We start from the raw sequence: 26,154 nt of genomic DNA, 5'->3' as shown, positions 1-26,154 counted from the left end.
CTGGGACTTGGGGGAGGGAAGGCAGGGGGCGCGAATTGCCTCAATGCCGGGAACTCGAACTGCGCGCCTCGTGGGCGAAATGCAGTGAACTGGAGCGGATTATATGCAGGAAAACGGTCAGTGCAGCGACGCGGCCGTTGCAGCCGCGTCGCATTGGCGCATCAGGCCAGTTGCTGGTCGATGAAGGCCGTCAGCTGAGCTTTGCTCATGGCGCCAACCTTGGTGGCGGCCAGCTCGCCGTTCTTGAACAGCATCAATGTGGGGATGCCGCGAATGCCGAACTTGGCAGGGATGTCGCGGTTCTCGTCCACATTCATCTTCGCGATTTGCAGCTTGTCGCCATAGGTGCCGGCGACTTCGTCGAGGATGGGCGCAATCATCTTGCAGGGGCCGCACCACTCGGCCCAGTAATCCACCAGAACCGGCTTGCCGGACTTCAGGACATCGGACTCGAAGGTTGCATCAGAGACATGCTTGATCAGATCGCTGGCCATTTGTGGTTCCTTTGGCTTGTATTGCCGGTGCTCTGCTGAAAGATGTGTGCACCGGTCCAAGTACAGTGGGGGAATTGTGACAGAAACCAAGTCCCCTCGTTGTGCCGGCACGTGTTGAAACCGCTATGGATGCGATAGCGCAAAACCATCACGCCACATCTGCCATGCACGCGCTTATGAAGCGCATCCGCGAGTTGATGCACGCACGCGATGCGCATGCCGCACGCACGGTGGTGCTCGCGCCCTATGTCCAATTGCTTGCGTTCCTGCGCGAGGCGTGGGCGGTGCAAGCGGCAAGCGGATTCGCGCCGCGCTTTGAAACCACCACGACATGGATCAAGTCGCTTGCGAGCGAGAGCGACGACGCAGCGTCCATGGACATCTCGATGGACATGGGCCGCGACCTGCTCACGGCGCGGGCCTGGCTGGAGCGCGCGGGCTTGCAGGCGCAGGCGGACCTGCTTTCAGGGCGGCTTGTTGAGGCCGCGTGGCAACTGGCCCCTGTGGCCGCCGCAGTGCCTCGCAGCGCCCGCGCTGAATGGGCTGCGAAGGCGAGGGCCTCGATTGCGACGGGCTTCGATGCGCCTCAGCTCGCACTCGAGTCCGCCGTCGCGCGCATCGCACTCGAATGGGCGGCTGCGTCTTCACGGCCCACTGACGTACTGCTGGAAGACGACGCGCTTGCTGACGTGGAACTGCTGGTCGTGCTGGAAGGGCTGCAGTCCGATCCGTTGGCGCATGCGCTGTTGACGCTCGCTCCAGCGAAGTCCGTCGGCTTGCCGCTCGCCGCACAAGGCACGCCTGGCTCTATCCGCTTGCACGAGGCGGGCGATCCGTCCGAAGAAGCCGCCCGCGCCGCCGCCTGCGTGATAGACCATGTGAACGCAGGTCGCGTTCCGGTCGCGCTGGCCGCTGTCGACCGCGAGGTCACCAGGCGTATCCACGCGATGCTCGCCGCGCACGGTGTTGCTGTGCGCGATGAAACAGGCTGGAAGCTTTCCACAACGCGGCGCGCAGCCGACGTGATGCTGGCCCTTCGCGCTTGCGCGTGGAACGCGGCGAGCGACGAAGTGATCGACTGGCTGAAGAACTGCCCGCAGGTCAACGCTTTCACGGCCCTGGCACTGGAGCGCCAGGTTCGCCGCGAAGACTTTGTGCGCGAGTGGCGATCGTTTCGCTTGGCCGAAGCGCAGGATGAAAGCGCTGTGGCGGATCTGGCGCGCCGAACCAATGAATGGCGCGAGAGCATGCAGGGCGTTCGCTCCTTGCCGCAGTGGCTGGCGTCGCTGCGCGCGATGCTGCAATCGACAGGGCAGTGGGCCGTGCTCGTAGGCGACAAGGCTGGCACCGCCGTGATTGCCGCCCTGTCGCTCGATGAGGGCATGCAGCAAGACCTGGCGCAACTTCCACAAGCGCAACGCCGTTGGAGCCTTGCGGACTTCACGACGTGGGTCAACGAAAGCCTGGAGGCCGCGAACTTCAAACCTGATGTGGATGTGCAAGAACAGGTGGTGATCCTTCCCGTCAGCCAGGTGCTGGGCCGGCCGTTTCCGGCGCTCGTGATGCCGGGCTGCGACGAGATGCGGCTTGTTGCCTCGCCCGAGCCCAGCGGCATGTGGACGCCGGCGCAGCGCGAAGTGCTCGGCCTGCCTTCACGGGAGTTACTTGAAGCGCAGACGCGCGCGGCGTGGCAGCAGGCACTGCAAACACCGCATTGCGATTTGCTGTGGCGGCGCAGCGATGAAAGCGGCGAGCCACTTTTGCCAGGCACGCTTGTGCAGCAACTGCGCTTGGAGCACGGGCTGGACCTTGCTGCTGATCCGCGCACCGTGCGTTCGCTCGAAACAAACCCCATACCAAGGCCCACCGCTTCCGGCGAGCGGCTTCACATCACCAAGCTCTCGCCAACTGCGTACGCTGATTTGCGCGCCTGCCCGTATCGCTTTTTCGCCATGCGCCAGATGGGCCTGCAGGAAGCGGACGAGATCGACACCGATGTCGACAAGCGCCACTTCGGCAACTGGCTGCACAAGGTGCTGAGTACCTTCCATGAAAACCTCCACGCGCAGGCGCAGCCGCCCGGCCCATTGCGCACGCAGATGCTGGAAGACGCGGCGCAGCAAGTCACGCGGGCCATGCGCCTGGACGACGGCGAGTTCCTGCCCTTCGCAGCCGCCTGGCCCAGGACGCGTGACGCCTATCTTGAATGGCTGGCCAAGCACGAGGCGGACGAGCGCGCCACGTGGCTTGAGAGCGAACAGGAGCATTCACTGGACCTCGGCAAGCTCAAGCTGTCTGGCCGCATCGACCGCATCGACAAGCTGCCCGACGGCACAAAGCTGGTGATCGACTACAAAACTGAAGCGCTGAACACCAGCCGCGAGCGGGTGAAAGACCCGGCCGAAGATACGCAGCTGGCCTTCTACGCTGCGCTGCTTTCCGACGACACGCTGCGCGCGGCGTACGTGAACGTCGGCGAGCGCGAGACCAAGCTTGTCGAACAGGAAGCCATCGTGGGCGCGCGTGACCTGCTTGTGCACGGCATCCTCGATGAAGTGGCGCGCATCGAAGCGGGCGCCAAGCTGCCAGCGCATGGTGAAGGCAAGGTGTGCGACTTTTGCGGCGCGCGCGGCCTGTGCCGCAAGGACTTCTGGTCATGAGCGGGCCAGGCTACGAGCACAACGACCGCGTGGTGGACGCGGCGACGTTCTACGCAATCGCATGCGACCCGCGCCGCAGTGTTGTCGTCGAGGCATGCGCGGGCGCTGGCAAGACGTGGATGCTGGTGTCACGAATCCTTCGCGCGCTTCTCGCCGGCGCGCAGCCACAGGAAATCCTCGCGATCACCTTCACCAAGAAGGCCGCCGGCGAGATGCGCCAGCGCCTGCAGGAGTGGCTCTCCACATTTGCGAAAGCGCCACCCGAAGTCTTGAAGCGTGAACTGCAATATCGCGGCATTGCCCACCCCAGCGATGAAGAGGTGAGCGCATTGCGCGGGCTCTATGCGCGTCTGCTGGGTGCCGGGCGGCCCGTGCGCATCCTCACGTTTCACGCGTGGTTTGCTTCGCTGCTGCGCAATGCGCCGCTCGCGGTGATGGAGCACTTGAACCTGCCTGCGAACTACCAGCTGCTGGAAGACGATGCAGAGGCTGTTGAGCTTGTCTGGCGAAGGTTCCACGCCGCGCTGGTAGCGCAGCCTGAGGCGCGACGGGACTTCGAGGCGTCTGTCGCAGCGCACGGCAGGTCGAACACGCGCAAGGCACTGCAGTCGGCGCTGGCCAAGCGAGTCGAGTTTGCTTTTGCCGATGACTTTGGCTCGGTCGAAAAATCCGTCAAGCCATTCGATGAGCAGTTCCCTGAGTTTTCGGGCTTGGCCGTGCCCGGTGAAGCGGTCGCCACACCCGGAGCATCGCGGCAATTGCTTGCCGATGCAGCGCGCGCGCTTGGCCGTGCCAAGGCACCCACGCACTCGGCCAAGGGTGTCGAGCTGGAGCAGGCGATCGCCAAGGGCGATCTCGACGCGGTGATGGCGTCGTTACTCACGCAAAAGGGCGACGCGCGCAAGCTCAGCGACAAGCTCGAAGGCCTGGAACACATTCGCGCCGCGCAGGACCTCGTGCTGCGCCTGCAGGAGGCCAGCCACCAGCACGACGCATGGCTGCACCAGCAACGCATGGCGCGGCTCACGCGCGTGCTGGTCGCGCAGTTCTCCATGCTCAAGCGCGAGCATGGCTGGATCGACATGAACGATGTCGAGCAGGCAGCGCAGGAACTGCTGGCGAGCTCCGTGTTGTCGGGCTGGGTGCAGGAGAAGCTCGATGCGCGCATCCGCCACCTGTTGATCGACGAATTCCAGGATACCAACCCGCTGCAATGGCAGGCCCTGCATTCATGGCTGGCGAGCTATGGCGGCGCGGGCGAGGCACCGGGCATATTCATCGTGGGCGACCCCAAGCAGAGCATCTATCGCTTCCGCCGAGCCGAGCCGCAGGTGTTCCTCGCGGCGCAGCAGTTCATCCAGGACATAGGCGGCGACAAGCTCAGCTGCGACCACACACGGCGCAATTCGCAGGCGGTGATGTCGCTGGTCAACACCGTGATGGGGCAGGCGCAGGACGAAGGCCAGTACGAGCGCTTCAGGCCGCACACGACCGAGTCCGTGGAGCAGGGCGAAGTGTGCTTCCTGCCGCAGATCCTGCGCGATGCATTGGATGTTGATGCGGAGGGTGACGCGGCAACGCACATCGACGAGCACACCGGCCTGCCGGCCTGGCGCGACAGCCTCACCGTGCCACGCGACCTGCCTGAAGAAAAACTGATCGAGCTGGAGTGCAGGCAAGCCGCCAACTGGATCGCGCAGGAGATTGCGCGTGGCGTGAAGCCGCGCGACATCATGGTGCTGGCGCGCAGGCGCACACGGCTTGCGGCCATGGAAGAGGCATTGCGTGCCCTGCGCATTCCCGCGCAGCAGCCCGAGAAGACCGACCTGCGCGAGCCGCCTGAAGTGCAGGACATCGTGGCGCTGTTCGATGCGCTGGTCTCTACCTCGCACGACCTCTCATTGGCGCGGGCGCTCAAGTCGCCGGTCTTCGGCGTGAGTGACGACGCGCTGGTTGCGCTGGCGGTAGCCACCCGAGCGTTGCGTGAAGAGGGGCGGGCGGCCAGCTGGTATGAATTGCTCCAGCGCGAGAAAGAGTTGCACCCCGGCTTGCGCGCCGCAGGCGAACAACTGGCGCAGTGGAAAGCGCTGGTCGAACTTCTGCCGCCGCACGACGCGCTTGAAGAGATTTACCGGCGCGGCGACGTCATCGCGAAGTTCGTGGCTGCGTCACCAGCGTCGATGCGCGATGCAGTCGTCTCGCACTTGCAGGCGCTGCCGGGTGCGGCGCTGGAGATTGACGGCGGCCGCTATGCAACGCCCTATGCGTTCGTTCGCGCCCTGAAGGCCGGCAACATCGAGGCACCGCCTCTCGCAGAGGCGCAGGCCGTGCGACTGTTGACCGTGCACGGTGCCAAGGGGCTGGAGGCATCCATCGTTCTCATGCTCGACACAGACGGCGCTCCGCCAAAGGCTGAAACGATGGGCGTCGTCGTCGAGTGGCCCGGCGACGCGCCTGCGCCATGGCGCTTCGCCTTCCTCGCAAGCGAGACAAAGCCGCCGGCCTGCAGCGCAGAAGCGCTGGAGGTAGAGCGCATGGCGCGGCAGCGCGAAGAGCTCAATGCGCTCTATGTGGCGATGACGCGTGCAAAGAGCCGGCTCGTGATCTCATCCGTCGAGCCGCATCGTGCGGCCGAGGCAAGCTGGTGGCAACGCCTGCAACCGCACTGCAATCCACTGCCAGCGGCGCCGTCCGCCGACATAAGCGCCGCCAATGCAGGCGCAGCGCAACAGGTCGCTGTGCACGCGCTACCCGCGCTGACAGCCGCCGCGCCACCGCCACGCAAACGTGAAGACCCCGACTCGGAGTCGTCGCGCTTTGGCCAGGTCTTGCACCGTTTGCTCGAACTGTCGAACGGATCGCCCCAGTTCTCCGATACGCAGGTCCGCCGCGTGGCGCGCGAGTTTGCCCTGGAGGAGCCCAAGGCGCGCGTTGCGGCCGACAAGGCACGCGTCATCCTGTCGGGTGAAGGCGCGTGGGCGTGGGATGAGACCATCATCAACTGGCAGGCCAACGAAGTGCCGATGACGCTCGAAGGCAAGGCGATTCGCCTCGACAGGCTCGTCAGGCGTGCGGACAGCGGCGAGTGGTGGGTGCTCGACTTCAAGTCGCACTCGCGGCCTGAAGACGACAATACGCTGATCGAACAGATGCGCAGCTACCGCCGAGCCGTGCAAACAGCGCATCCCGACGCGCCCGTGCGCGCCGCATTCCTCACAGGGCAGGGCCGGCTCGTTCGCGTCGATTGAAGGATTTCCAGAGACATATGACCACCAACGCCATCATCGGCGCGGGCCCGGCGGGCCTCATGGCTGCCGAAGTGCTTTCGCAAGCCGGCGCATCGGTAGACGTGTACGACGCCATGCCTTCGGGCGGCCGCAAATTCCTGCTCGCCGGCAAAGGCGGGCTGAACCTCACGCATGCTGAGCCATTCGACGTGTTCGTCACGCGGTATGGCGCACGCTCGGCCAACGTGCAGGCGTGGCTGGGCGAGTTCGGTCCGCAAGCGGTGCGCGACTGGGCTGCAGGCCTGGGCATCGAAACATTTGTCGGCACATCGAGCCGCGTGTTCCCCAAGGAGATGAAGGCCGCGCCGCTGCTGCGCGCATGGATTCACCGGCTGCGCGCAGCGGGCGTGCGCTTTCACATGCGGCACCGCTTTACCGGATGGACGGCCGGGGGCCACCTGAAATTCGAGACACCGGCAGGTGAGTCCACAGTGGAAGCAGACGCAGTCGTGATGGCCATGGGCGGCGCGAGCTGGCCGCAGCTGGGCTCCGATGGCGCGTGGCTCGCTGCACTGGAGAAGCGCGGTGCCAAGGTCGCGCCGCTGCTGCCGTCCAACTGCGGCTTTGACGTGCGCGGCGGCTGGAGCGCGTATTTCCGCGAGCGGTTTGCCGGCCAGCCGTTCAAGTCGGTGGCCATCCGCCATGGCGACTTCCTGCGCCAGGGCGAATTCGTTGCGACGGAAACAGGCGTGGAAGGCAGCCTGATCTATGCCGCATCGGCGATGTTGCGTGACGAGGTGCTCGCCAACGGTGAAGCGACCTTCGAGCTCGACTTGCTGCCCGGCCGCACTGCCGCGCAGGTGGCGAAAGAAGTGGCTCATCCGCGCGGATCGCGCTCATTGCCAAGCCATTTGAAGAGCCGTTTGTCGCTCGACGGCATCAAGCTCGCGCTGCTGCATGAACTGGTGCCTGCTGAGGCGCTGAACGATGCGACCAAGCTCGCCGCAGCGATCAAGGCACTGCCCATCACCGTCGTCGCAGCGCGCCCCATCGCGGAAGCGATCAGCACGGCAGGCGGCGTGACGTTCGATTCGCTCGATGAAAACCTGATGGTGACGTCAGCCCCCGGTGTGTTCTGCGCGGGCGAGATGATCGATTGGGAAGCGCCCACGGGCGGCTACCTGTTGACCGCCTGCCTCGCCAGTGGACGCGCGGCCGGGCAGGGCGTGCTGGCGTATCGGGGCGTAGTGGCGAGCCGGGCCGCTCAGAACCTGGCGCGGTAGAACATCATCGGCTTGCCGCCGCTGCGATGCAGCGTGATGCGCGCGCCGCTTTCCAACTGCATGCCGATGCCGTGGTCGGCGATCAAGCCGGACTTCGGCGCCGCGGCGATATGCAATTCAACGCGCGCGCCGTAGCCCGGCTCGCGCATCTGGAGTTGCGTGATGGCGTCGTTCTGCGCCACGCGGCGCCAGGCGCGCACATCGACTCTGTTGTTGTCGTCGGTGGTGTAGCGCAAGTGGACGCCGAGGTCCACAGACGGCGGCGTGCTCGCAAGACCTGCGCTATTGAAGGAGGGGCCGTGGTTGGTCGTGACGCCAATGGCCGGCCCGATCGACGCGCGACCTGCGGGCAGCAGAGTCATGTCGATGCGCGAGGCGCGCGTGGCGCCGTCCACGCTATCGAAGCGGGGAGTCTGGGTAGCAGCGACTTCCAGTTGCGCCCGGACGCGGTTGTTCGCGCGCTCATCTGCTGAGTCGGCCCAGATCTGTGCGATGGCGTCGAAGGCTAGCAGGCAAAGCGCCAGCGGCACCGCAATGCGGACACAAACCTTGGCCAGGCTCCCCGTTGTGCTCACAACCCCCGCGTTCATCGCAATCCTCCGAAAGGAAGACTGAACTTTAGGTGCGGGGCGCAAGAAAGTTTGTCAGACGCGAGCGCGCAGCGAGGTCAGCCGTTGCTTTGCGATGCGAAACGGTTGCGCGATGAAAAAGAGAGGTTGACGAGCCTTACCCCCGGCACTGGCTCCACAGTTAGGGCTGCTTGGTTCCCCACCTGACCCGGTTGGCCGCTTCACCATGCGGGGAGGCCCGTCAGCCTGCATTGTAGCCACGGCGCATGGCGACGACTTCACTTCTCAACCCACCGGCCTAGGCCACCGGGCGGATCGACATTCGGGGGCCGATCGCTAACCTCATCAGTGTCTATACACACAGGCGGCATTGATGAAATCGGAATATCTCCCAGGCCTGTATTCAGGCTTCGCAGAAGCAGTTGAAGCGCAAGTCAATCGCAGGGGATCCAAAGCGGCTATCACGTTTGTCGACAGCAACGACCAGCCATCGGTCGTCACCTACGCGCAACTCGGTGCCACTGCCAAGGCCATCGCAAGCGGGTTGCAGCTGCATTGCAAACCGGGCGATCGTGCATTCCTGATTTTCGAGCCGGGCCTGGAGCTGGCACAGGCATTTCTGGCGTGCATGTATTCGGGTGTGATCGCCGTCTTGAGCTATCCGCCGGCCAATGCCAAGCTGGGCAAAAAGCTGCACAGCCTGATTCACGATTGCTCGCCGCGCGTGATCGTCACGTCTGCCATGCTGGCGCAAGCCATGGGTGGCGATGCCGTTGGCAAAGGCCCCAAGGTGTTGCGGTACGACGGGTTGGCGCAGGCGCCTGTGCACGACTGGCACCCGCCGATCATCACGCCGGACAGCACCGCATTTCTGCAGTACACATCCGGCTCGACTTCCAATCCGAAGGGCGTCATGGTCAGCCATGCCAACCTGTTGCACAACAGCACGATCAACAGCGAATTCAGTGGCAGCTACAGGGACGAAGCCGTCGTGGTCAACTGGCTGCCGCCGTACCATGACATGGGCCTCATCGGAGCCATCCTGATGCCGATGGCAGTCGGCGCATCAGCTGTGTTGATGTCACCCATGACGTTCATGCGCCAGCCTGTCAAATGGTTGAAGGCGATGAGCGACTACAAAGGCACTGCCAGTGCAGGGCCCAACTTTGCCTACGACCACTGCGTTGACCGGATTCCGGAGGCGGACAAGGCCAGCCTGGACCTCAGCGCCTGGTCATGTGCCGTTTCAGGAGCGGAGCCGATCTCCGCAGAGACACTCGACAGGTTCTACCAGGCGTTCAAATCCACCGGCTTCAGGCGCAGCGCATTTGTGCCTTGCTACGGCCTGGCAGAGGCCACGCTTTGCGTGACGTCGGCCACCATGGGGGTCGGTCCTGTCGTCCAAGCTGTCTCGAAGCTCGGTATCCAGAACGGCAAAGTGGCAGCGGCTGCCAATGACGCCGACCAGCAAGTCTTCGTCAGCTCTGGCCGGGCTCACATGGATGTGCAAGTGGTCGATACGGCAACTTCGATGCCTGCATCAGCCGATTGCGTGGGTGAAATATGGGTCAGCGGCGGCAGCGTTGCGACCGGCTACTGGAATCTTCCGAGGGAGTCTGAAGAGACCTTCGGCGCCGTGCTGGCGACCAATGGCATGCGTTATCTGCGCACGGGCGATCTGGGGTTCATGCGCGACGGTGAGCTGTATGTCACGGGCCGCAGCAAGGACTTGATCATCCTGAATGGCCAGAACTTCTACCCGCAGGATATTGAACGCGCGGCGCAGCAAAGCCACGCTTTGCTCAAATCGGCAACCACTGCTGCATTTGAAATAAGGAACAAGGCGGCATCGGTTTGCCTCGTGGCTGAAATCGCAGAGCGCGACCCGGCAGACTACGCCGAGGTTGTCAGATCCGTTCGCAAAAATGTGCTCAAGGAGCTGGGTATCAACATCCAGCGTGTTGTGTTGATTCCTGTGCGCGAGTTGCCAAAGACCACCAGCGGGAAGATCCAGCGCAAACAAGCCCAGGCCTTGCTTGCCAAACAAGCATTGACTGTCTTGCTCGACGACGATCAGGCGGGCGATGTGCAGCTGGAATCAGCTGGCTCCCAAGTTGCAGCGCCGCGCACAGCCCAGTCTGCGGCAAGCGCTGCAATGAGGCAGACCATTAAAGGCGCGTTGCGCCGGGTCATGCACCTGAAAGCTGAAGACGAACTTGACGAGAACGTCAGTTTTGTCGAGTTGGGCATGGACTCGATGATGGTGGTGAACTTGTTGTGCGAACTCGAAGCATTGCCTGGCGGCAGGCCTGTTGCAATGGCTGACTTCCAACAAAATTCGACCATCGCAAAGCTTGCAGACTTCCTGGTCAACGACGCAGGAGCAGCACCGGTATCAGTAGCACCTGCGCCTGAACCGGCACCGGCACCGGCACCGGCAGCGGTGCCAGTGCATGAGCTGGCGCGCTTCACCGACTTCCGCCAGCTGCCCAGCTATATCGAACTCCAAAGCCAGCGGCAGCAATTACGAAAACTCGACATTGACAGGTACTTTTTTCAACAGGTCGATGGCGTGGCTGCCAATTCGATTGACATCGATGGTGCGGCTTACACGAACTTCTCCAGCTTCAACTACCTGGGCTTGTCAGGGCACGAGACCGTATCAGACGAGGCGATAGCAGCAATCCGACGTTACGGCACATCAGTGTCGGCCAGCCGTGTTGTCGCTGGAAATAAGGTGCTACATGCCGAACTTGAGCAGGAAATTGCCGAATTTCTCGGCACGGAAGCCTGCGTGGTTTTTTCTGCAGGTCATGCCACCAACGTCGGCACCATCACGCACCTGATGGGTGCGAATGACGTGATCTTCTACGACTCGCTCTGTCACAACAGTCTGATCCAGGGTGCCGTCTTCTCGCAAGCGGCGCGGTTCGCGTTCAACCACGATGACCCTGGTCACCTGGAGAAGTTGCTTGCGCGACATCGGGGCAAATTCGAGCGGGCGCTGATTCTGACCGAAGGCGTTTTCAGCATGGACGGCGATATTCCGGACATTCCAGCGCTGGTGACGTTGAAGCGGCGGTATGGCTGCTGGCTTATGGTCGATGAGGCGCACTCGATTGGAACGATCGGTGCGACGGGCCGCGGAATCTGCGATCACTTTGACCTGGCGCCGCATGAGATCGACATTCTCATGGGCACACTGAGCAAGTCGCTCGCCAGCTGCGGCGGGTACATCGCAGGGTGCAACGCGCTGGTCGAAAATTTGAAGTACAAATCCCCTGGCTTCGTGTTCTCGACGGGGATTGCTCCGGCGAATACGGCTGCAGCGCTAGCCGCGATTCGCTTGATTCGGCAAGAGCCAGAGCGAGTCGCGCGCGTTCTGCACAACGCGGCCTTCCTTCTAGATGGGTTGAAGCGGCTTGGCGCCAATACCGGCACGAGCGCGGGTACGCCGGTCGTCCCGATCATCATGCCGACGCAGGAGCAAACGTTGCAGTTGAGCAAGGCTTTGCGCAAGTCGCACGTGCTGGCACTGCCAATCCTCTATCCGGCGGTACCGAAGGACCAGACCCGGGTGCGCTTTTTTGTCAGCAGCGCGCACACGACCGAGGATCTGCAGCGCGCGATTGACGCTGTCGCGCTCAGCCTGCCTGCATCCAGCAACTAAAGCGATGGACTGCGCCGGTCGGGCGTGAAGGAGCGGCTCGCGTCCCCGTAGAATCGCCCGCATGTCTTACGTCGTGCTCGCCCGCAAATACCGCCCGAAAAACTTCGGCGAGATGGTGGGGCAGGAGCACGTGGTGCAGGCGCTGTCCAACGCGCTCGCCCAGCAGCGCCTCCATCACGCTTACCTCTTTACCGGCACCCGCGGTGTCGGCAAGACCACGGTGTCACGCATCCTTGCCAAGTCGCTCAACTGCCAGGGGCCAGACGGGCAGGGCGGCATCACGGCCACGCCGTGCGGCGTCTGCGAGGCGTGCGTGGCTATCGACAGCGGCCGCTTTGTGGACTACACCGAACTCGACGCCGCGTCGAATCGCGGTGTCGACGAGATGCAGGCCCTGCTCGAACAGGCCGTCTACAAGCCGGTGCAGGGCCGCTTCAAGGTCTTCATGATCGACGAAGTGCACATGCTCACCGGGCACGCCTTCAACTCGATGCTCAAGACGCTCGAAGAGCCGCCCGCGTATCTCAAGTTCGTGCTGGCCACGACCGATCCGCAGAAGGTGCCTGTGACGGTGCTCTCGCGCTGCCTGCAGTTCAACCTGCGACCGATGGCGCCTGAGACGGTGCAGCAGCACCTCGCGCATGTGCTTGAAGCAGAGAACGTGGCTTTCGAGCCCGCCGCATTGCGATTGCTCGCACGCGGCTCACGCGGCTCCATGCGCGACGGGCTCTCGCTCACCGATCAAGCCATTGCTTTCGGCGGCGGCAAGGTGGAAGAAGCGGCTGTGCGCCAGATGCTGGGCAGTGTGGACCGCTCGCATGTCTTCCAGGTGATCGATGCGCTGGCGCACGGCGACGGCAAGACGGTGGTCGAGATCACTGAGGCGCTTCGCCTGCAGGGCATGAGTGCAGCCTCAACGCTCGAAGAAATGAGCGCCGTGCTGCAACGCATGGCTGTCCTGCAGGCTGTGCCCTCGGCTGCTGACGACAACGATCCGGATGCGCCCGAGATTGCCCGGCTCGCGCAGCTGATGCCTGCCGACGAAACCCAGTTGCTCTACAGCATGTGCCTGCATGGCCGCACCGAGCTGGGCCTGGCGCCTGACGAATATGCGGCGCTCACGATGGTGTTGCTGCGACTGCTGGCCTTCAAATCGCCCGGCGGCGCGGCTCAAAAAAAAACTCTGAATGAAACGCGGGCGGTAGCGCGGCCCGCTGCGTCCGCTGTTGCCACGCAGGGGTCTGCGCCAGTTTCTGCACCAGTCGCGGCGCCGGCAACAGCACCCACAGTGCCCGTTGCGCCAGCAGCGCGACCGCCCCAGCAGTCCGCGTCGCCCATCGCACCTCAACCCCGTGCGGTGCCCGCCGTCGGCGCGCCGCCTGGCCGCGTGTTGCCCGTTGTCGAACAAGACGCCGAGCCGGCGCCCAAGCCAAACAGTGCGACGCCGCACACGCCCAATGGCCAAACCGGCAGCGAAGTCGTGGGCGTGCCGGTGCGTGTGCAAGCCGAATCCCCGCGTGAGAACGCCAGCGCCGCGCCTGCCGCACTCGTGCCGACGGAAGAGGGCGACTTCTGGCACAGCGTCGTGATGGAGATGGTGTCGCGAGAAGCGATCACGGCGCTCGTGCGCGAGCTTGCCCTTCAATCGCAACTCGTTGCGCGCGACGAAGGCCACTGGATGCTGCGTACCGAGCGCGAGTCGCTCAACCAGCCCGCTGCCCGCGACCGCCTGACAACCGCGCTGCACGCAGCGGGCCACAGAGTCAATCTCACGGTGGAAGTAGGCGCAGTGGGCGACAGCCCTGCGCGCCGCAACGCAGCTGCAGCACAAGAGCGCATGCGCGCGGCCGAAGCCATCATCGTCAATGACCCCTTCGTTCAGGAGATGATGCGGGACTTTGGCGCGAAAATCGTTCCCGGAAGCATCAAGCCCGTTTAACGCGGCGCCCTTCGCAGCTCTTACAGAATTCATTCGAAAGGATTTCTCATGTTCAACAAGGGACAACTCGCCGGCCTCATGAAGCAGGCCCAGGCGATGCAGGACAACCTCAAGAAGGCGCAGGATGAACTCGCTTTTATCGATGTGACCGGTGAATCGGGCTCGGGCCTGGTTAAGGTCACGATGACGTGCAAGCACCAGGTCAAGCGCATCACGATCGACCCGAGCCTGGTGGTGGTCGATGAGAAAGACATGCTCGAAGACCTTATTGCCGCCGCGATGAACGACGCTGTGCGCAAGGCCGAGGAAACCTCGAACGAGAAGCTCGGCAAGATCACCGCCGGTATGCCCGGCATGGCCGGCAAGCTGCCGTTCTGAGCGGCTTGCAAGCAGCCTCATGGCCGACAACAACTCGCTCAACGCACTGATAGAAGGGCTGCGCCGTCTGCCCGGCGTGGGCGTCAAGTCGGCATCGCGCATGGCGTTTCACTTGCTGCAGCACGACCGTGCCGGCGCGCAGGTGCTGGCGCAGGCGCTGCAGCAGGCATCCACGCAGATCAGGCATTGCGCCCGCTGCCACACCTTCACGGAGAGCGAGATCTGCCAGACATGCCTCGACCCCTCGCGTGACGCGAGCAAGCTGTGCGTGGTGGAAACACCGGCCGATCAGGCGGCAGTGGAGCGCACGTCGGCCTACAGGGGTTTGTATTTCGTGCTGATGGGCAAACTCAGCCCGCTCGACGGAATCGGCCCGAACGACATCGGCCTGGCGAAGCTGTTCGATCGCGCGACAAGCGGCCTCGTGCAGGAAGTGATCCTGGCCACCAACTTCACGGCCGAAGGTGAAGCCACCGCGCACGTGATCGCCGAAGCACTGAAGGCGCGCGGCCTGAAGGTCACGCGGCTCGCGCGCGGTGTGCCCGCGGGCAGCGAACTCGAATACGTCGATCTGGGCACCATCGCCCACGCGATGGTCGACCGCAGGTAGCGCCTGCCTCAAAAAAAAGACCTACGAAAACAAAAGGAACACCTAGAGATGGCCTTGCCCAGCGCGCACTTCACGATTGCTTACTGGTGTGTCTTCATTGCGGCGATGCTGCCGTTCATCTGTGCAGGCTTTGCCAAGTCAGCCGGCTTCGGCAAGCCGCGCCGCCAGGGCGGCTACGACAACGACAACCCTCGTGTCTGGCTGGCAAAACAGACCGACTGGCACGCCCGCGCCAACGCGGCGCAGTCCAACACGTTCGAGGCGCTGCCGTTCTTCATCGGCGCGGTGGTGATTGCTCATCAATTGGGAACGCCGCAGACCTCGCTCGACATCCTGTCGGTCGTCTTCGTGACCTTGCGCGTCATCTACATAGCGATGTACATCGCCGGCTTGTCCAGCATCCGAACGGGCATCTGGACGCTGGCGCTGGCCGTCAATATCGCCATTCTGTTCATCGGCTATCGGTGAGTAAAAACCCGCACGGGATGTTCCCGATGCGGTTTTGGCCCTCTCTGGCTAACCTGCGAAGCAGTTCACAGAGAGGCTCTGCACAATGAAAACAACTCTTCTGACCCGGCGTGTGTTCACGTCGGCAGCGGCGCTGGCCGCAGCATGCGTCGCTGCGCCCGCCTTGCGCGCGCAGCCCAAACTCGAGAAGACCAAGCTGGCGATTGCCGTAGGCGGCAAGGCGGCTTTTTACTACCTTCCCCTCACGATTTCGGAGCAGCTCGGCTACTTCAAGGCCGAGGGCCTCGACGTTGAGATTTCCGATTTTGCAGGGGGTGCCAAGGCACTGCAGGCGCTGGTGGGCGGCTCGGCCGACGTGGTGAGTGGCGCGTATGAGCACACCATCAACATGCAAAGCAAGAATCAGCACATCCAGTCAATCGTGCTGATGGGCCGCGCACCGCAGATCGCCATGGGCATTTCAACCAAGGCGATGCCCAACTACAAGTCGCTCGCTGACCTCAAGGGCAAGAAGATCGGCGTGTCCGCGCCCGGTTCGTCCACCAACATGGTCGCCAACCTCGTGCTGTCCCGCGCGGGCATCAAGGCGGCTGACGTGAGTTATGTGGGTGTGGGCACGGCTGCGGGCGCGCTCGCTGCGCTGCGTTCGGGCCAGATCGACGCGATGAGCAACACCGATCCGGTGATGACGATGCTCGAGCAAAAGGGTGACGTGAAGATCGTCAGCGATACCCGCACGCTCAAGGGCACGCTCGAAGTCTTCGGCGGCCCGATGCCTGCAGCGTGCTTCTATGTCCAGGCCGATTTCGTCAAGGCCAACCCCAATACCTGCCAGGCACTCGCCAATGCCATCGTGCATGGCCTCAAGTGGCTGCAGACGGCTGGCCCCAGCGACATCATCAAGACCGTGCCCGAGTCGTATCTGCTGGGCGACCGCGCGCTCTATCTCGCCTCGTTCAACAAGGTGCGCGAGGCCATTGCGCTTGACGGCGTGATGCCCGAAGAAGGCACGCGCACCGCGCTGAAGGCGCTGGCGAGTTTCGAGCCGAGCATCAAGGCCGACAAGATCGAGCTCGGCAAGACCTACACGAATGAATTTGCGCGCCGCGCCAAGGAACGCTTCAAGGCCTGAAGCGTGTCGGCCTACGCCCTCGAACTCGACGACATCACCGTCACCTTCCAGTCGCCGGACAACCCGGCGCAGCGGTACACAGCCGTCGCGAAAACCACGCTGCGTATTGCGGCTGGCGAGTTTGTGTCGGTCGTCGGCCCCACGGGCTGCGGCAAATCCACGTTGCTGAATATTGGTGCGGGGCTGCTTGATGCCTCCGCCGGTGACGTGCGCGTTTTCGGCGAGAAGCTGCAGGGCATCAACCGGCGCGCCGGCTACATGTTCCAGACCGAAGCGCTGATGCCGTGGCGCAGCGCCATCGACAACGTGATGGTCGGCCTGCAATACCGGGGCATGCCGGATGGCGAGGCTCGCGCGCTGGCGCAATCGTGGCTCGATCGCGTGGGCCTGAGCGACTTCGGCGACCGCTATCCGCACCAGCTGTCAGGCGGCATGCGCAAGCGCATCGCCCTGGCACAGGTGCTCGCGCTCGACCCCGACATCGTGCTGATGGACGAGCCCTTCAGCGCGCTCGACATACAGACGCGCCAGCTGATGGAAAACGAAGTGCTGGCGCTGTGGGCGGCGGGGAGCGAAGGGCGACGGGCCGCCCCTAGCCCGGAGCGAACCCCCTCGGGGGGTGGCCGCGCAGCGGCCGGGGGTCAACAAGTACGGAAAGCGGTGCTATTTATTACGCACGATCTCGACGAAGCTATTGCAATGAGCGACAGAGTGGTGGTGCTCTCCGCCGGCCCGGCCACGCATCCCATTGGTGAATTCACGATCGACTTGCCGCGCCCGCGTGATGTGGCCGAGGTGCGCACGCATCCACGCTTTGTCGAATTGCACAAACAGATCTGGGATGTGCTGCGCGAAGAAGTGCTCAAGGGCTATGCGCAGCAATTGAAGAAGGTGGCATAAGCCATGTTCGCGTCGCTCAAGCCGTCGAGCCGCAACCTGCGTTACTGGCAAGTCGGCCTGCTCGTCGTCACGCTGCTCGCCTGGCACGGCTTCACGCGTGACGAGCAGACGGCATTCTTCCTGGGCGAGCCGGTCAAGGTGGCGGGGCGCGTGTGGTCGTGGTTCATGCCGTGGAGCATTGCGCCGAATGCGCTCTTTCCGGAAGGCTTGGCAGGCCGCGCTGATATCTACATCCACCTGGGCATCACGTTGATGGAGACGGTGCTGGCGTTCGCGTTCGGCACGCTGCTGGGGCTGGGCTTTGGCTTGTGGCTCGCGCTCGCGCCAACGGCGAGCGCCATTCTCGACCCGTACATCAAGGCCGCGAATTCGATGCCCCGCGTGATCCTGGCGCCGATCTTTGCGATGTGGTTCGGCCTGGGCATCTGGAGCAAGGTGGCGCTGGCCGTCACGCTCGTGTTCTTCATCGTCTTCTTCAACGTCTACCAGGGCGTGAAGGAAGTCAGCCCCGTCGTGCTGGCCAACGCGCGAATGCTAGGCGCCAACCGCAAACAGCTGCTGCGCACGGTGTACCTGCCGAGCGCCACCAGCTGGGTGTTCTCCAGCCTGCACACGTCCGTGGGGCTGGCGTTTGTGGGCGCGGTGGTGGGCGAATACCTGGGCTCAGCGCGCGGGGTGGGCTACCTCATCTTGCAGGCCGAGGGCACGTTCGACGTGAACACGGTATTCGCCGGCATCGTCGTGCTCACCGCCTGCGCGCTGGTGCTCGACGGCATCGTCGGGCGCATCGAGAAGCGGCTGATGAAGTGGCAGCCGCGCACTGGCCAGACCGAAAAGCTCTGAGCGCGGTGCGCTCAGCGCCGCTTGGCGGGGGCCTTGGAAGGCGCCCTTGCCGGCGCCTTGGTCGCTCGCCGGAGGGCGGGCTTGGCAGCACTGGTGCGGCGCACGCTGTGCGACCTGGCGCTGGCCCGGCCTGCACCGGGCGCTGCCACCCGCACAGGCAGGTACACCACCACCTGCTGGCCCGCATGCAGCGCGGCGTTGGCGCCCATGCTGTTCCATTCGGCGACCTGCATCGGGTTGAGCCTGTGGCGGCGGGCGATGGTTGTGATCGTGTCGCGTTTGCCGGCCTTCACCGTCGTCTTGCGCGTGACCTGCTCGGGCTGCAGGCTGAGCTGGCCGTTGTCCGCGACGTGGCTGGCGACGTCATCGTTGTTCTTGGCCGAGCGCGGCACGATCAGCACCGAGCCCGCCTTGATCAGCATGCGCGGCGGAATGTTGTTGATGCTGCGCAGGTCGGCCTCACTCATGCCAACCCGTTTGGCGGCCTCGGACGAACTCATGGTGGCGGGTGCGCTCCATGCCGTCCAGCTCGCGTACTGGCCTGCCGTGTGCGCCTCGAAGTTGCGCTTGAAGATGGTTGCGTTGTCCCATGGCAGCAGAATTTGCGGTGTGCCTGCCGCCAGGATCACGGGCCGGTTCATCGACGGATTCAGCGCCTTGAAGTCCTCCAGCGACACGTCGGCCAGACTCGCCGCGAGCGCCACGTCGATATCGCGCTCGACGGTCACGGTCTGGAAGTAAGGGTGGTTGCCGATGAAGGGCAGCTCGGCGCGAAACTGCTCCGGGTTGGCAACGATGTTCTTCACAGCCTGCAGCTTGGGCACGTAAAAGCGCGTCTCGTTGGGCATGTTCAGGTCGGTGTACGACGTGCGCAGGCCCAGCCGCTGGTTCTTGGCTATCGCACGGCCGACACTGCCTTCGCCCCAGTTGTAGGCGGCCAGCGCCAGGTGCCAGTCGCCGAACATGCCGTAGAGCTTTTGCAGGTAGTCGAGCGCGGCGCGGGTGGAGGCGAGCACATCGCGCCGGTCATCGCGAAACACGTTCTGCTTGAGCTCGAAGTGCGTGCCGGTCGCGGGCATGAACTGCCACATGCCGGCGGCTCGCGCGCTGGAGACAGCCTGCGGGTTGAACGCGCTTTCGATGAAGGGCAGCAGTGCCAGCTCGGTCGGCATGTCGCGGCGCTCAAGCTCCTCGACGATGTGGAACAGGTACTTGCGCGAGCGCTCGGTCATGCGCTGCATGTAGTCGGGCCGGCTGGCGTAGAACTGCTCTTGCTGGCGCACGAGGTCCGTGTCGAGGTTCTGCATCTTGAAGCCGCGACGGATGCGGTCCCACAGGTCGGTGGGCGGCTGCATGAATGCGACGCCGCGCGAGGTGGCCTCGGCGGCGGTGATGGGGTCGAGCGGGCCGCTCGGGATGACGGACTGGATCGACGCTGGGCGTGTGGGCCCGGATTGCGCCGTGACGGGTTTGGCAGACGCGGATGCCTCGGCAGCCGGTGGAGGGGTGGCGCAGCCGGCCATCAAGAGGCACAGCGCGAGTCCCGCGAGGTAAAGCTTCATCAGTATTTGTTCTTCCGTTGGGCCAGATGGATCAGCCAGCCGGTGGCGGGGTTCCCGCGGTCGCTGCACTTTACCGCTTTGCGCCTGTGTCAAATTGTGCGGCGCACTGCTGACTAGAATCGCTGCTGGAGGGCCGCCAGCGGGCCACAACTCATGAGCGACCCGATTATAGGAATGCAGCAGTGGTTTGAAACCCCGCCCGGGCGCTACTTGCTGGCCTGGGAGCGGGCCGAGTTCGAGCGCTCGGTCGGCGACATCTTTGGCTATCACGCGCTGCAGCTGGGCATGCCGCTGCTCGACACGCTCGAACACAATCGCATGCCGCACAAGTGGCTCGCGCTGCAACACGCGGGGGATGGGGAAGAAGAGGGCAGGATGCCCTTTGCCAAGCCGTCCATCGTCACGGATTTCGCGGCGCTGCCCTTTGAGGAAAACAGCCTCGATCTCGTTGTGCTGCCGCATTCGCTCGAGCTCAATGCCGATCCGCACGCCACGCTGCGCGAAGTCGAGCGGGTGCTGGTGCCTGAGGGCAAAGTCATCATCTGCTGCCTGAACCCCGCAAGCCTGTGGGGCCTGCGCCAGCGGCGCGCCCACCTGTACCGGCGGCTAGGCTTTGGCGAACTGTTCCTGCCCGACGCGGGCGAATTCATCGGCTACTGGCGGCTGCGCGACTGGTTGCGCCTGCTCAGCTTCGAGGTCGAGTCAGGCACGTTTGGCTGCTACCGCCCCTCCATGAAGAGCGAGAAGTGGCTCGATCGCACCCAATGGGTGGACAGGATCGGCGAGAAATGGTGGCCCATATTTGGCGCCGTGTATTTCATCGTTGCCGTCAAGCGCGTGCGCGGCATCAAACTCATCGGCAAGGCGTGGAAGTCGCCTGCCGGCATCCCGACCGCGCCAGTTCCCATCGCGAACCGGCAGCGGCGCCCTACTTACCTGGAAGAACACGTTTGAATCCTGTCGAGATCTACACGGACGGCGCCTGCAAGGGCAACCCTGGTCCGGGGGGCTGGGGCGTCCTGCTCAAGTCGGGCGCCACTGAAAAAGAGCTGTATGGCGGCGAGCGCGAGACCACCAACAACCGCATGGAAATGATGGCCGTGATCCAGGCGCTGCAGGCCCTGAAGCGGCCGTGCGCCATCACGCTTCACGTGGACAGCCAGTACGTGCTCAAGGGCATGACCGAATGGCTGCCGGGCTGGAAGGCCCGCGGCTGGCGCACAGCGGCCAAGGAGCCCGTCAAGAATGTGGACCTGTGGCAGCAGCTCGATGCGCTGGTGCGCGAAAGCGGCCACAAGATCGAGTGGCGCTGGGTGCGCGGCCACGATGGCGATCCGGGCAACGAGCGTGCGGATGTGCTGGCCAACCTGGGCGTAGAAGTGGCGCTGGGCCGTCGCGCGGCGCCTGTGTAAATCAAGGGTAAAGCGCGTCGCATCGAGGCAACCTCCCCGCGTCAGTAAGGGGGATTGCGAATGTCGCGTTTCGTAAGCGGCTGATACATTGCCGGGTCGGTATCCCCCATCACCCGTTGCCGCACGCGCGTCGTCTGGCAGGCAGTATTCATGGCATCCAAAGCAATCTATACCGTGGTCGCCGTTGTCGGCATTGCCGCCGCCTCGGGCGCGGCATGGTGGTACCAGAACAAGTCGTCGAAGCCGGCGGGCGAAGTCTCGGCAGGTGCGCCAGCGGGCGGGCCAGGTGCAGGTGCGGCAGGCGCAGGCGGTGCAGCGGGCCCGGCGCGACCGCCCGCCGTGGAAGTCGCCAAGGTCGAGCTCGTGAAGCTGACCGACGACGCGCAGACGGTCGGCAGCCTGCGCTCGCGCCAGAGCGTGGTCTTGCGCCCTGAGGTGAGCGGCCGGGTGACCAAGCTGAACTTTCGAGACGGCGATCGCGTCCGGCGCGGCCAGCTGCTGGTGCAGCTGGACGACCAGTTGCCGCTGGCGCAGGTGCAGCAGGCGCAGGCCGAGCTGTCTATCGCCCGAGCCAACCACAAGCGCAACCAGGAACTGGTCGCGCAAGGCTTCATCAGCCAGCGCTCGGTCGATGAGAGCGCCGCCAATCTGCAAGTAGCCGATGCCAAGCTGGCGTTGGCGAGCGCGACTGCAGCGCGGCTGAAGATCGTCGCGCCGTTCGATGGCATCGCGGGCATCCGCACGATCAGCGTAGGCGACTACCTCAAGGACGGCGCAGACATTGTCAACATCGAAGACCTTGCCGCGATGTTCGTGGACTTCCGCCTGCCCGAGCGCTTCCAGACCAAGCTGGCCAAAGGCCAGACGGCACGCGTCGAGCTCGACGCACAGCCGGGCCGCAAGTACATGGCAGTGGTGCAGGCCGTCGATCCGCTGGTGGATGCAAACGGGCGTTCGGTTGGTGTTCGCGCGTGCATCGACAACCGCGCCATGCAGCTGCGCCCCGGCATGTTCGCGCGGGTGACGGCTGTGTTTGGCGAGCGGGAGAACGCCAAGGTCATTCCTGAAGAGGCGATCGTGCCGCAGGGCGGCCGCCAGTTTGTGTACCGGCTTGTCGACGGGCCTGACCAGGACACCAGGATTGCCCAGCGAGTGGAAGTCAAAGTCGGCATCCGGCGCCCGGGCCGCGTCGAGATCACCGAGGGCCTGCAAGCTGGCGATGTGGTGGTCACCGCCGGTCAGCAGCGCATCCAGAAAGACGGCATACCCGTGCGCGTGCTGGACTTGAACAGGCCGGCAGGCGGCGGCAACGGGCCAGGCGGCGGTGCGCGCGCTGGCGCGTCTGCATCGCGTGCTGCAACGCCAGCATCCGGTGCGCCCGCCGCTGCTGGTGCACCCGCAGCTGCCGGTGCATCGGCGACCATGGCCGCTGCCGCCCCGTCTGCGCCCGCCGGCGCCCGCCCGCTCGACGGGCCTAACCCCTGCATCGTGGCCTCTGCCGACACAGCACGCAGCGCTGTCAAGCGCAATGCAACTCGCTGACCGCACCGGGGAAGTGACCTATGCAGCTGCCTGAAACTTCAATTCGCCGGCCCGTGTTTGCGACCGTGCTGTCGCTGCTCGTCGTGCTCGTGGGCGTGGTGAGCTTCACGCGCCTGTCGGTGCGCGAGTACCCGAAGATCGACGAGCCGGTCGTCACCGTCAGCGTGCGATACGCCGGTGCCTCGGCAGAAGTGATCGAGTCGCAGGTCGCCAAGCCGCTCGAAGACTCCATCGCCGGTATCGACGCGGTCGACGTGATCACATCCATCAGCCGCGCCGAGCAGGCGCAGATCTCCGTTCGCTTCCGGCTCGAGAAAGACGCAGATGCCGCTGCCGCCGAAGTGCGTGACCGCACGTCGCGTGTTCGCAATCGATTGCCGCAAGCCATTGAAGAGCCGGTGATCGCCAAGGTGGAAGCCGATGCCTTCCCGGTGATCTTCCTGGCGTTCACCAGCGACACACTCACGCCGCTGCAGATCAACGACATGGTCAACCGCATCGTGAAGCCGCGCCTGCAGACGGTGACGGGTGTGGCCGACGTGCGCGTGTTCGGCGAGCGCAAGTACGCCATGCGCGTGTGGCTCGATCCGGAAAAGCTCGCCGGTTATCGGCTCACCACGCAAGACATCGAAGATGCCGTGCGGCGCAGCAATCTGGAAGTGCCGGCAGGGCGCATCGAATCGCAGCAGCGCGAATTCAGCGTCACCTCGCAAACAGACCTGATGCGCCCCGCCCAGTTCGGCGAGATCGTGATCAAGAGCGTCAACGGCTTTCCGGTCAAGGTTCGCGATGTGGCCCGGGTGGAAGAGGGCGCTGCTGACGAGCGCAGCGCCGTGCGCCTCAATGGCCGGCCCGCCATCTCGGCAGGCGTGATCCGCCAGGCAACGGCCAACCCGCTGACGCTGTCGCAAGGCGTGCGCGACATGATCCCCAAGCTCAAGCAGGACTTGCCGGCTGACGTGACGATCGACATCGCGAACGACAACTCGCTGTTCATCGACCGCTCGGTGAAGAACGTTTACCGCACGATCGCTGAAGCGATCGTGCTGGTGGCGCTGGTGATCTTCGTTTTTTTGCGCACGGTGCGCGCGTCGATCATCCCCATCGTCACGATCCCGGTCAGCCTGGTCGGGGCGTTTGCGATGATGGCTCTGTTCGGCTTCTCGATCAACACGCTCACGCTGCTCGCGCTGGTGCTGGCGATCGGGCTGGTGGTGGACGATGCCATCGTGATGCTGGAGAACATCTTCCGGCACATCGAAGAGGGGCTGGACCCATTCTCGGCGGCCATCAAGGGTGCGCGCGAAATCGGCTTCGCGATCATCTCGATGACGATGACGCTGGTGGCGGTGTACGCGCCGCTGGCTTTCACGCCCGGCCGCACCGGGCGCCTCTTCGTCGAGTTTGCGATGGCCCTGGCAGGCTCGGTGCTTATCTCCGGCTTCGTCGCGCTGACCCTCACGCCGATGATGTCGTCGCAGCTGCTGCGCCATAACCCCAACCCGAACTGGTTCGACCGCACGATGGAGCGGCTGCTGACGAGCCTGTCAGACCGCTATGCGCGGGCCTTGCGCTGGGTGTTGCTGGCGCGCGCACCGGGTGAGCCGGGCAGCCTGCGCGCGAAGCTGCTGCAGGCACGCTGGATCATCATCGCTGTGATGATCGCCAGCGGCTTGTCGATCATGGCCATCTGGCCGACGATGAAATCCGAGCTGTCGCCGCTGGAAGACCGCGGCGTGATCCTGGCCAACGTGACGGCGCCCGACGGTGCCACGCTCGACTACACCAACCGCTATGCCGTAGCGCTCGAAAAAGTCGGCCAGCAGTACCCGGAGTTCGACCGCATCTTTGCCAATATCGGCAACCCGACGGTGTCGCAGGGCAGCGTGGTGTATCGCGCGGTCGACTGGGAAAACCGCAAGCGCACAACGCTGGACATCGCCCGCGAAATGACGCCCAAGTTCAACGCGTTCCCCGGCATCAATGCCTTCCCGATCACGCCGCCTTCCTTGGGGCAGGGCTTTCGCGAGCGCCCGCTGAACTTCGTGATCCAGACGTCCGAGAGCTACGAAAACCTCAACCGCATGGTGCGGCAGATCCAGGACGAGATGGCGAAGAACCCCGGCATCCTGGCTGTCGATACCGACTTGCGGCTGAACAAGCCTGAATTGCGCATCCAGGTGGACCGCGAGAAGGCGGCAGACATGGGCGTGGGCGTCGATGTCGTGGCGCGCGCACTGGAGACTGCGCTCGGCGGCCGCCAGGTCACACGCTACAAGCGCGATGCCGAGCAGTACGACGTGATCATCCAGAACCGTGCAAGCGGCCGCACAACACCGGAAGACATTGACGGCCTTTATGTGCGGGGTCGCAACGACACGATGATCCCGCTGTCGGCGCTGGTGAAGGTGAATGAAACGGTGAGCCCGCGCGAGCTCAATCACTTCGGCCAGCGCCGCTCGGTGTCGATCACCGCCAACCTGGCGCCTGACTATTCGCTGGGCCAGGCGCTGGACTTCATGAACGAGACGTCCGCCAAAATTCTCAAGCCCGGGTACACGACGGACCTGAACGGCACATCCCGCGAGTTCAAGAGCTCGCAAGGTGCCCTGGCCATCGTGTTCGTGCTGTCGCTGCTGTTCATCTTCCTGGTGCTGTCGGCGCAGTTTGAAAGCTTCATCGATCCGCTGGTCATCATGCTGTCGGTGCCGCTGTCGATGATCGGCGCGCTGCTGGCGCTCAAGCTCTCGGGCGGCTCGCTCAATGTGTATTCGCAGATCGGGCTCATCACGCTCGTCGGCTTGATCACCAAGCACGGCATCCTGATCGTCGAATTCGCCAACCAGCTGCGCGAGCAGGGCCTGCCGATCGTCGATGCGATCGTCAAGGCCGCTTCGCAGCGGCTGCGCCCGATCCTGATGACGACAGGCGCCATGGTGCTGGGTGCTTTGCCGCTGGCAATGTCCACCGGCGCCGGCGCTGAAAGCCGTATCCAGATCGGCTGGGTGATTGTGGGCGGCATGTCGCTGGGCACGCTGCTCACGGTGTTCGTGGTGCCGACGATGTACATGCTGTTCGCGCGTGACCGCGTTCCCGGTGCAAACAAGGCAGCGGCAAAAACCGGTGTGGCCGATGGTGGCCATCACGTGGGCGACCTCGTCGCCAAATGATGCGGGTGGGGGCAGGAAAGCCGGATGCCATCAGTTGAATTTGCACCGGCCCTCACGCGGCATGTGCCATGCCCGCCGCAACACGTTGAAGCCACCACACTGCGCGACGCACTGGAGGCAGCCTTGGAAGCCGCGCCCGGCCTGCGTCACTACGTGTTCGACGAGCAGGGCAGTGTTCGCAAACACGTGGCTGTGTTCGTCAATGCGCAGCTGATCCGCAATCGCTCGGCGCTTGACGTGCCGCTGCAATCCGATGACAAAGTGATGGTGATTCAGGCACTGACAGGAGGTTAGG

General features: G+C 64.2%; 19 protein-coding genes and 1 other RNA gene. 16 read left to right on the top strand and 4 right to left on the bottom strand.

The annotated features are described in order from the left end of the window. Positions 1-161: 161 nt before the first annotated feature. A complete protein-coding gene (gene trxA, locus GHT07_RS12540) occupies positions 162-494 on the bottom strand; it encodes a thioredoxin TrxA (RefSeq protein ID WP_153585437.1) in 333 nt (110 codons plus the stop codon). Positions 495-658: 164 nt separating this feature from the next. On the opposite strand from trxA, the gene GHT07_RS12535 reads away from it, so the two are divergent. From GHT07_RS12535 to GHT07_RS12525, 3 genes are read left to right on the top strand one after another with little or no spacing between them, the layout of a single operon-like run. Then, a complete protein-coding gene (locus tag GHT07_RS12535) occupies positions 659-3,154 on the top strand; it encodes a PD-(D/E)XK nuclease family protein (protein WP_228488330.1) in 2,496 nt (831 codons plus the stop codon). Continuing rightward, positions 3,151-6,402: a UvrD-helicase domain-containing protein gene (locus GHT07_RS12530; protein WP_153585435.1), complete on the top strand. Its 3,252-nt coding sequence runs from the start codon at positions 3,151-3,153 to the stop codon at positions 6,400-6,402. The genes GHT07_RS12535 and GHT07_RS12530 overlap by 4 nt, the downstream gene beginning before the upstream one ends. Positions 6,403-6,419: 17 nt before the next feature. Beyond that, complete coding sequence (locus GHT07_RS12525) at positions 6,420-7,664, top strand: TIGR03862 family flavoprotein (protein ID WP_153585434.1); 1,245 nt, start codon at positions 6,420-6,422, stop codon at positions 7,662-7,664. Here the strand turns inward: GHT07_RS12525 and GHT07_RS12520 are convergent. Both GHT07_RS12520 and ffs read right to left on the bottom strand, forming a co-directional pair. Beyond that, on the bottom strand, positions 7,646-8,254 hold the full coding sequence (locus GHT07_RS12520) for a hypothetical protein (protein WP_153585433.1): 609 nt from the start codon (positions 8,252-8,254) through the stop codon (positions 7,646-7,648). The genes GHT07_RS12525 and GHT07_RS12520 overlap by 19 nt on opposite strands. A 125-nt stretch (positions 8,255-8,379) precedes the next feature. Further along, an RNA gene (ffs, locus tag GHT07_RS12515) (signal recognition particle sRNA small type) lies at positions 8,380-8,476 on the bottom strand. Between the two features lie 130 nt (positions 8,477-8,606). Between ffs and GHT07_RS12510 the strand changes: the two genes are divergently transcribed. The 8 genes from GHT07_RS12510 to GHT07_RS12475 all read left to right on the top strand — a co-directional run bounded on the left by GHT07_RS12510 (position 8,607) and on the right by GHT07_RS12475 (position 18,173). Beyond that, positions 8,607-11,903 (top strand): aminotransferase class I/II-fold pyridoxal phosphate-dependent enzyme, encoded by a 3,297-nt coding sequence (locus tag GHT07_RS12510; protein WP_153585432.1) that lies wholly within the window; start codon positions 8,607-8,609, stop codon positions 11,901-11,903. 61 nt (positions 11,904-11,964) lie between these two features. Continuing rightward, positions 11,965-13,842: a DNA polymerase III subunit gamma/tau gene (gene dnaX / locus GHT07_RS12505; RefSeq protein ID WP_153585431.1), complete on the top strand. Its 1,878-nt coding sequence runs from the start codon at positions 11,965-11,967 to the stop codon at positions 13,840-13,842. 48 nt (positions 13,843-13,890) lie between these two features. Further along, entirely contained in the window at positions 13,891-14,220 is a 330-nt protein-coding gene (locus GHT07_RS12500; protein ID WP_153585430.1) for a YbaB/EbfC family nucleoid-associated protein, read from the top strand. 19 nt (positions 14,221-14,239) lie between these two features. Beyond that, the gene (gene recR / locus GHT07_RS12495) at positions 14,240-14,830 is read left to right on the top strand and encodes a recombination mediator RecR (protein ID WP_153585429.1); all 591 of its coding nucleotides are present in this window, start codon (positions 14,240-14,242) and stop codon (positions 14,828-14,830) included. 48 nt (positions 14,831-14,878) lie between these two features. Continuing rightward, complete coding sequence (locus GHT07_RS12490; RefSeq protein WP_153585428.1) at positions 14,879-15,298, top strand: MAPEG family protein; 420 nt, start codon at positions 14,879-14,881, stop codon at positions 15,296-15,298. An 85-nt stretch (positions 15,299-15,383) separates the two neighbouring features. Continuing rightward, positions 15,384-16,430, top strand: a complete 1,047-nt coding sequence (locus tag GHT07_RS12485; RefSeq protein WP_153585427.1) for an ABC transporter substrate-binding protein — start codon at positions 15,384-15,386, stop codon at positions 16,428-16,430. A 3-nt stretch (positions 16,431-16,433) separates the two neighbouring features. Continuing rightward, entirely contained in the window at positions 16,434-17,330 is an 897-nt protein-coding gene (locus GHT07_RS12480; protein ID WP_323740913.1) for an ABC transporter ATP-binding protein, read from the top strand. Positions 17,331-17,333: 3 nt separating this feature from the next. Further along, positions 17,334-18,173 carry an ABC transporter permease gene (locus tag GHT07_RS12475; RefSeq protein ID WP_153585426.1) on the top strand — a complete coding sequence of 280 codons (840 nt, stop codon included), beginning with the start codon at positions 17,334-17,336 and terminating at the stop codon, positions 18,171-18,173. Positions 18,174-18,184: 11 nt separating this feature from the next. On the opposite strand, the gene GHT07_RS12470 is transcribed toward GHT07_RS12475, so the two are convergent. Next, positions 18,185-19,735: a transglycosylase SLT domain-containing protein gene (locus GHT07_RS12470; RefSeq protein WP_153585425.1), complete on the bottom strand. Its 1,551-nt coding sequence runs from the start codon at positions 19,733-19,735 to the stop codon at positions 18,185-18,187. Between the two features lie 153 nt (positions 19,736-19,888). Between GHT07_RS12470 and GHT07_RS12465 the strand changes: the two genes are divergently transcribed. The 5 genes from GHT07_RS12465 (at position 19,889) to GHT07_RS12445 (ending at position 26,153) form a co-directional block, all read left to right on the top strand. Beyond that, positions 19,889-20,689 carry a class I SAM-dependent methyltransferase gene (locus tag GHT07_RS12465; RefSeq protein WP_228488329.1) on the top strand — a complete coding sequence of 267 codons (801 nt, stop codon included), beginning with the start codon at positions 19,889-19,891 and terminating at the stop codon, positions 20,687-20,689. Continuing rightward, positions 20,686-21,147 (top strand): ribonuclease HI, encoded by a 462-nt coding sequence (gene rnhA, locus GHT07_RS12460; protein ID WP_153585424.1) that lies wholly within the window; start codon positions 20,686-20,688, stop codon positions 21,145-21,147. The genes GHT07_RS12465 and rnhA overlap by 4 nt, the downstream gene beginning before the upstream one ends. A gap of 150 nt (positions 21,148-21,297) precedes the next feature. Next, positions 21,298-22,689 (top strand): efflux RND transporter periplasmic adaptor subunit, encoded by a 1,392-nt coding sequence (locus GHT07_RS12455; RefSeq protein ID WP_153585423.1) that lies wholly within the window; start codon positions 21,298-21,300, stop codon positions 22,687-22,689. 20 nt (positions 22,690-22,709) lie between these two features. Continuing rightward, on the top strand, positions 22,710-25,859 hold the full coding sequence (locus GHT07_RS12450; protein ID WP_153585422.1) for an efflux RND transporter permease subunit: 3,150 nt from the start codon (positions 22,710-22,712) through the stop codon (positions 25,857-25,859). A 24-nt stretch (positions 25,860-25,883) separates the two neighbouring features. Further along, positions 25,884-26,153, top strand: a complete 270-nt coding sequence (locus GHT07_RS12445; protein WP_153585421.1) for a MoaD/ThiS family protein — start codon at positions 25,884-25,886, stop codon at positions 26,151-26,153. Position 26,154 lies beyond the last annotated feature (1 nt).

The sequence above is a fragment of the Caenimonas koreensis DSM 17982 genome, from assembly GCF_009646335.1.
GTDB lineage: Bacteria > Pseudomonadota > Gammaproteobacteria > Burkholderiales > Burkholderiaceae_C > Ramlibacter > Ramlibacter koreensis.
This window is presented reverse-complemented; position numbering and strand designations above follow the sequence as displayed.

Excerpts from the sequence above, each read along its gene's own strand:
- GHT07_RS12485 (WP_153585427.1), top strand. The coding sequence starts at position 15,384 with ATGAAAACAACTCTTCTGACCCGGCGTGTGTTCACGTCGGCAGCGGCG.
- trxA (WP_153585437.1), bottom strand. The coding sequence starts at position 494 with ATGGCCAGCGATCTGATCAAGCATGTCTCTGATGCAACCTTCGAGTCC.
- GHT07_RS12475 (WP_153585426.1), top strand. The coding sequence starts at position 17,334 with ATGTTCGCGTCGCTCAAGCCGTCGAGCCGCAACCTGCGTTACTGGCAA.
- GHT07_RS12445 (WP_153585421.1), top strand. The coding sequence starts at position 25,884 with ATGCCATCAGTTGAATTTGCACCGGCCCTCACGCGGCATGTGCCATGC.
- GHT07_RS12530 (WP_153585435.1), top strand. The coding sequence starts at position 3,151 with ATGAGCGGGCCAGGCTACGAGCACAACGACCGCGTGGTGGACGCGGCG.
- GHT07_RS12510 (WP_153585432.1), top strand. The coding sequence starts at position 8,607 with ATGAAATCGGAATATCTCCCAGGCCTGTATTCAGGCTTCGCAGAAGCA.
- GHT07_RS12500 (WP_153585430.1), top strand. The coding sequence starts at position 13,891 with ATGTTCAACAAGGGACAACTCGCCGGCCTCATGAAGCAGGCCCAGGCG.
- GHT07_RS12465 (WP_228488329.1), top strand. The coding sequence starts at position 19,889 with ATGAGCGACCCGATTATAGGAATGCAGCAGTGGTTTGAAACCCCGCCC.
- GHT07_RS12455 (WP_153585423.1), top strand. The coding sequence starts at position 21,298 with ATGGCATCCAAAGCAATCTATACCGTGGTCGCCGTTGTCGGCATTGCC.
- GHT07_RS12520 (WP_153585433.1), bottom strand. The coding sequence starts at position 8,254 with ATGAACGCGGGGGTTGTGAGCACAACGGGGAGCCTGGCCAAGGTTTGT.
- GHT07_RS12525 (WP_153585434.1), top strand. The coding sequence starts at position 6,420 with ATGACCACCAACGCCATCATCGGCGCGGGCCCGGCGGGCCTCATGGCT.
- GHT07_RS12535 (WP_228488330.1), top strand. The coding sequence starts at position 659 with ATGCACGCGCTTATGAAGCGCATCCGCGAGTTGATGCACGCACGCGAT.
- dnaX (WP_153585431.1), top strand. The coding sequence starts at position 11,965 with ATGTCTTACGTCGTGCTCGCCCGCAAATACCGCCCGAAAAACTTCGGC.
- GHT07_RS12490 (WP_153585428.1), top strand. The coding sequence starts at position 14,879 with ATGGCCTTGCCCAGCGCGCACTTCACGATTGCTTACTGGTGTGTCTTC.
- GHT07_RS12450 (WP_153585422.1), top strand. The coding sequence starts at position 22,710 with ATGCAGCTGCCTGAAACTTCAATTCGCCGGCCCGTGTTTGCGACCGTG.
- GHT07_RS12470 (WP_153585425.1), bottom strand. The coding sequence starts at position 19,735 with ATGAAGCTTTACCTCGCGGGACTCGCGCTGTGCCTCTTGATGGCCGGC.
- recR (WP_153585429.1), top strand. The coding sequence starts at position 14,240 with ATGGCCGACAACAACTCGCTCAACGCACTGATAGAAGGGCTGCGCCGT.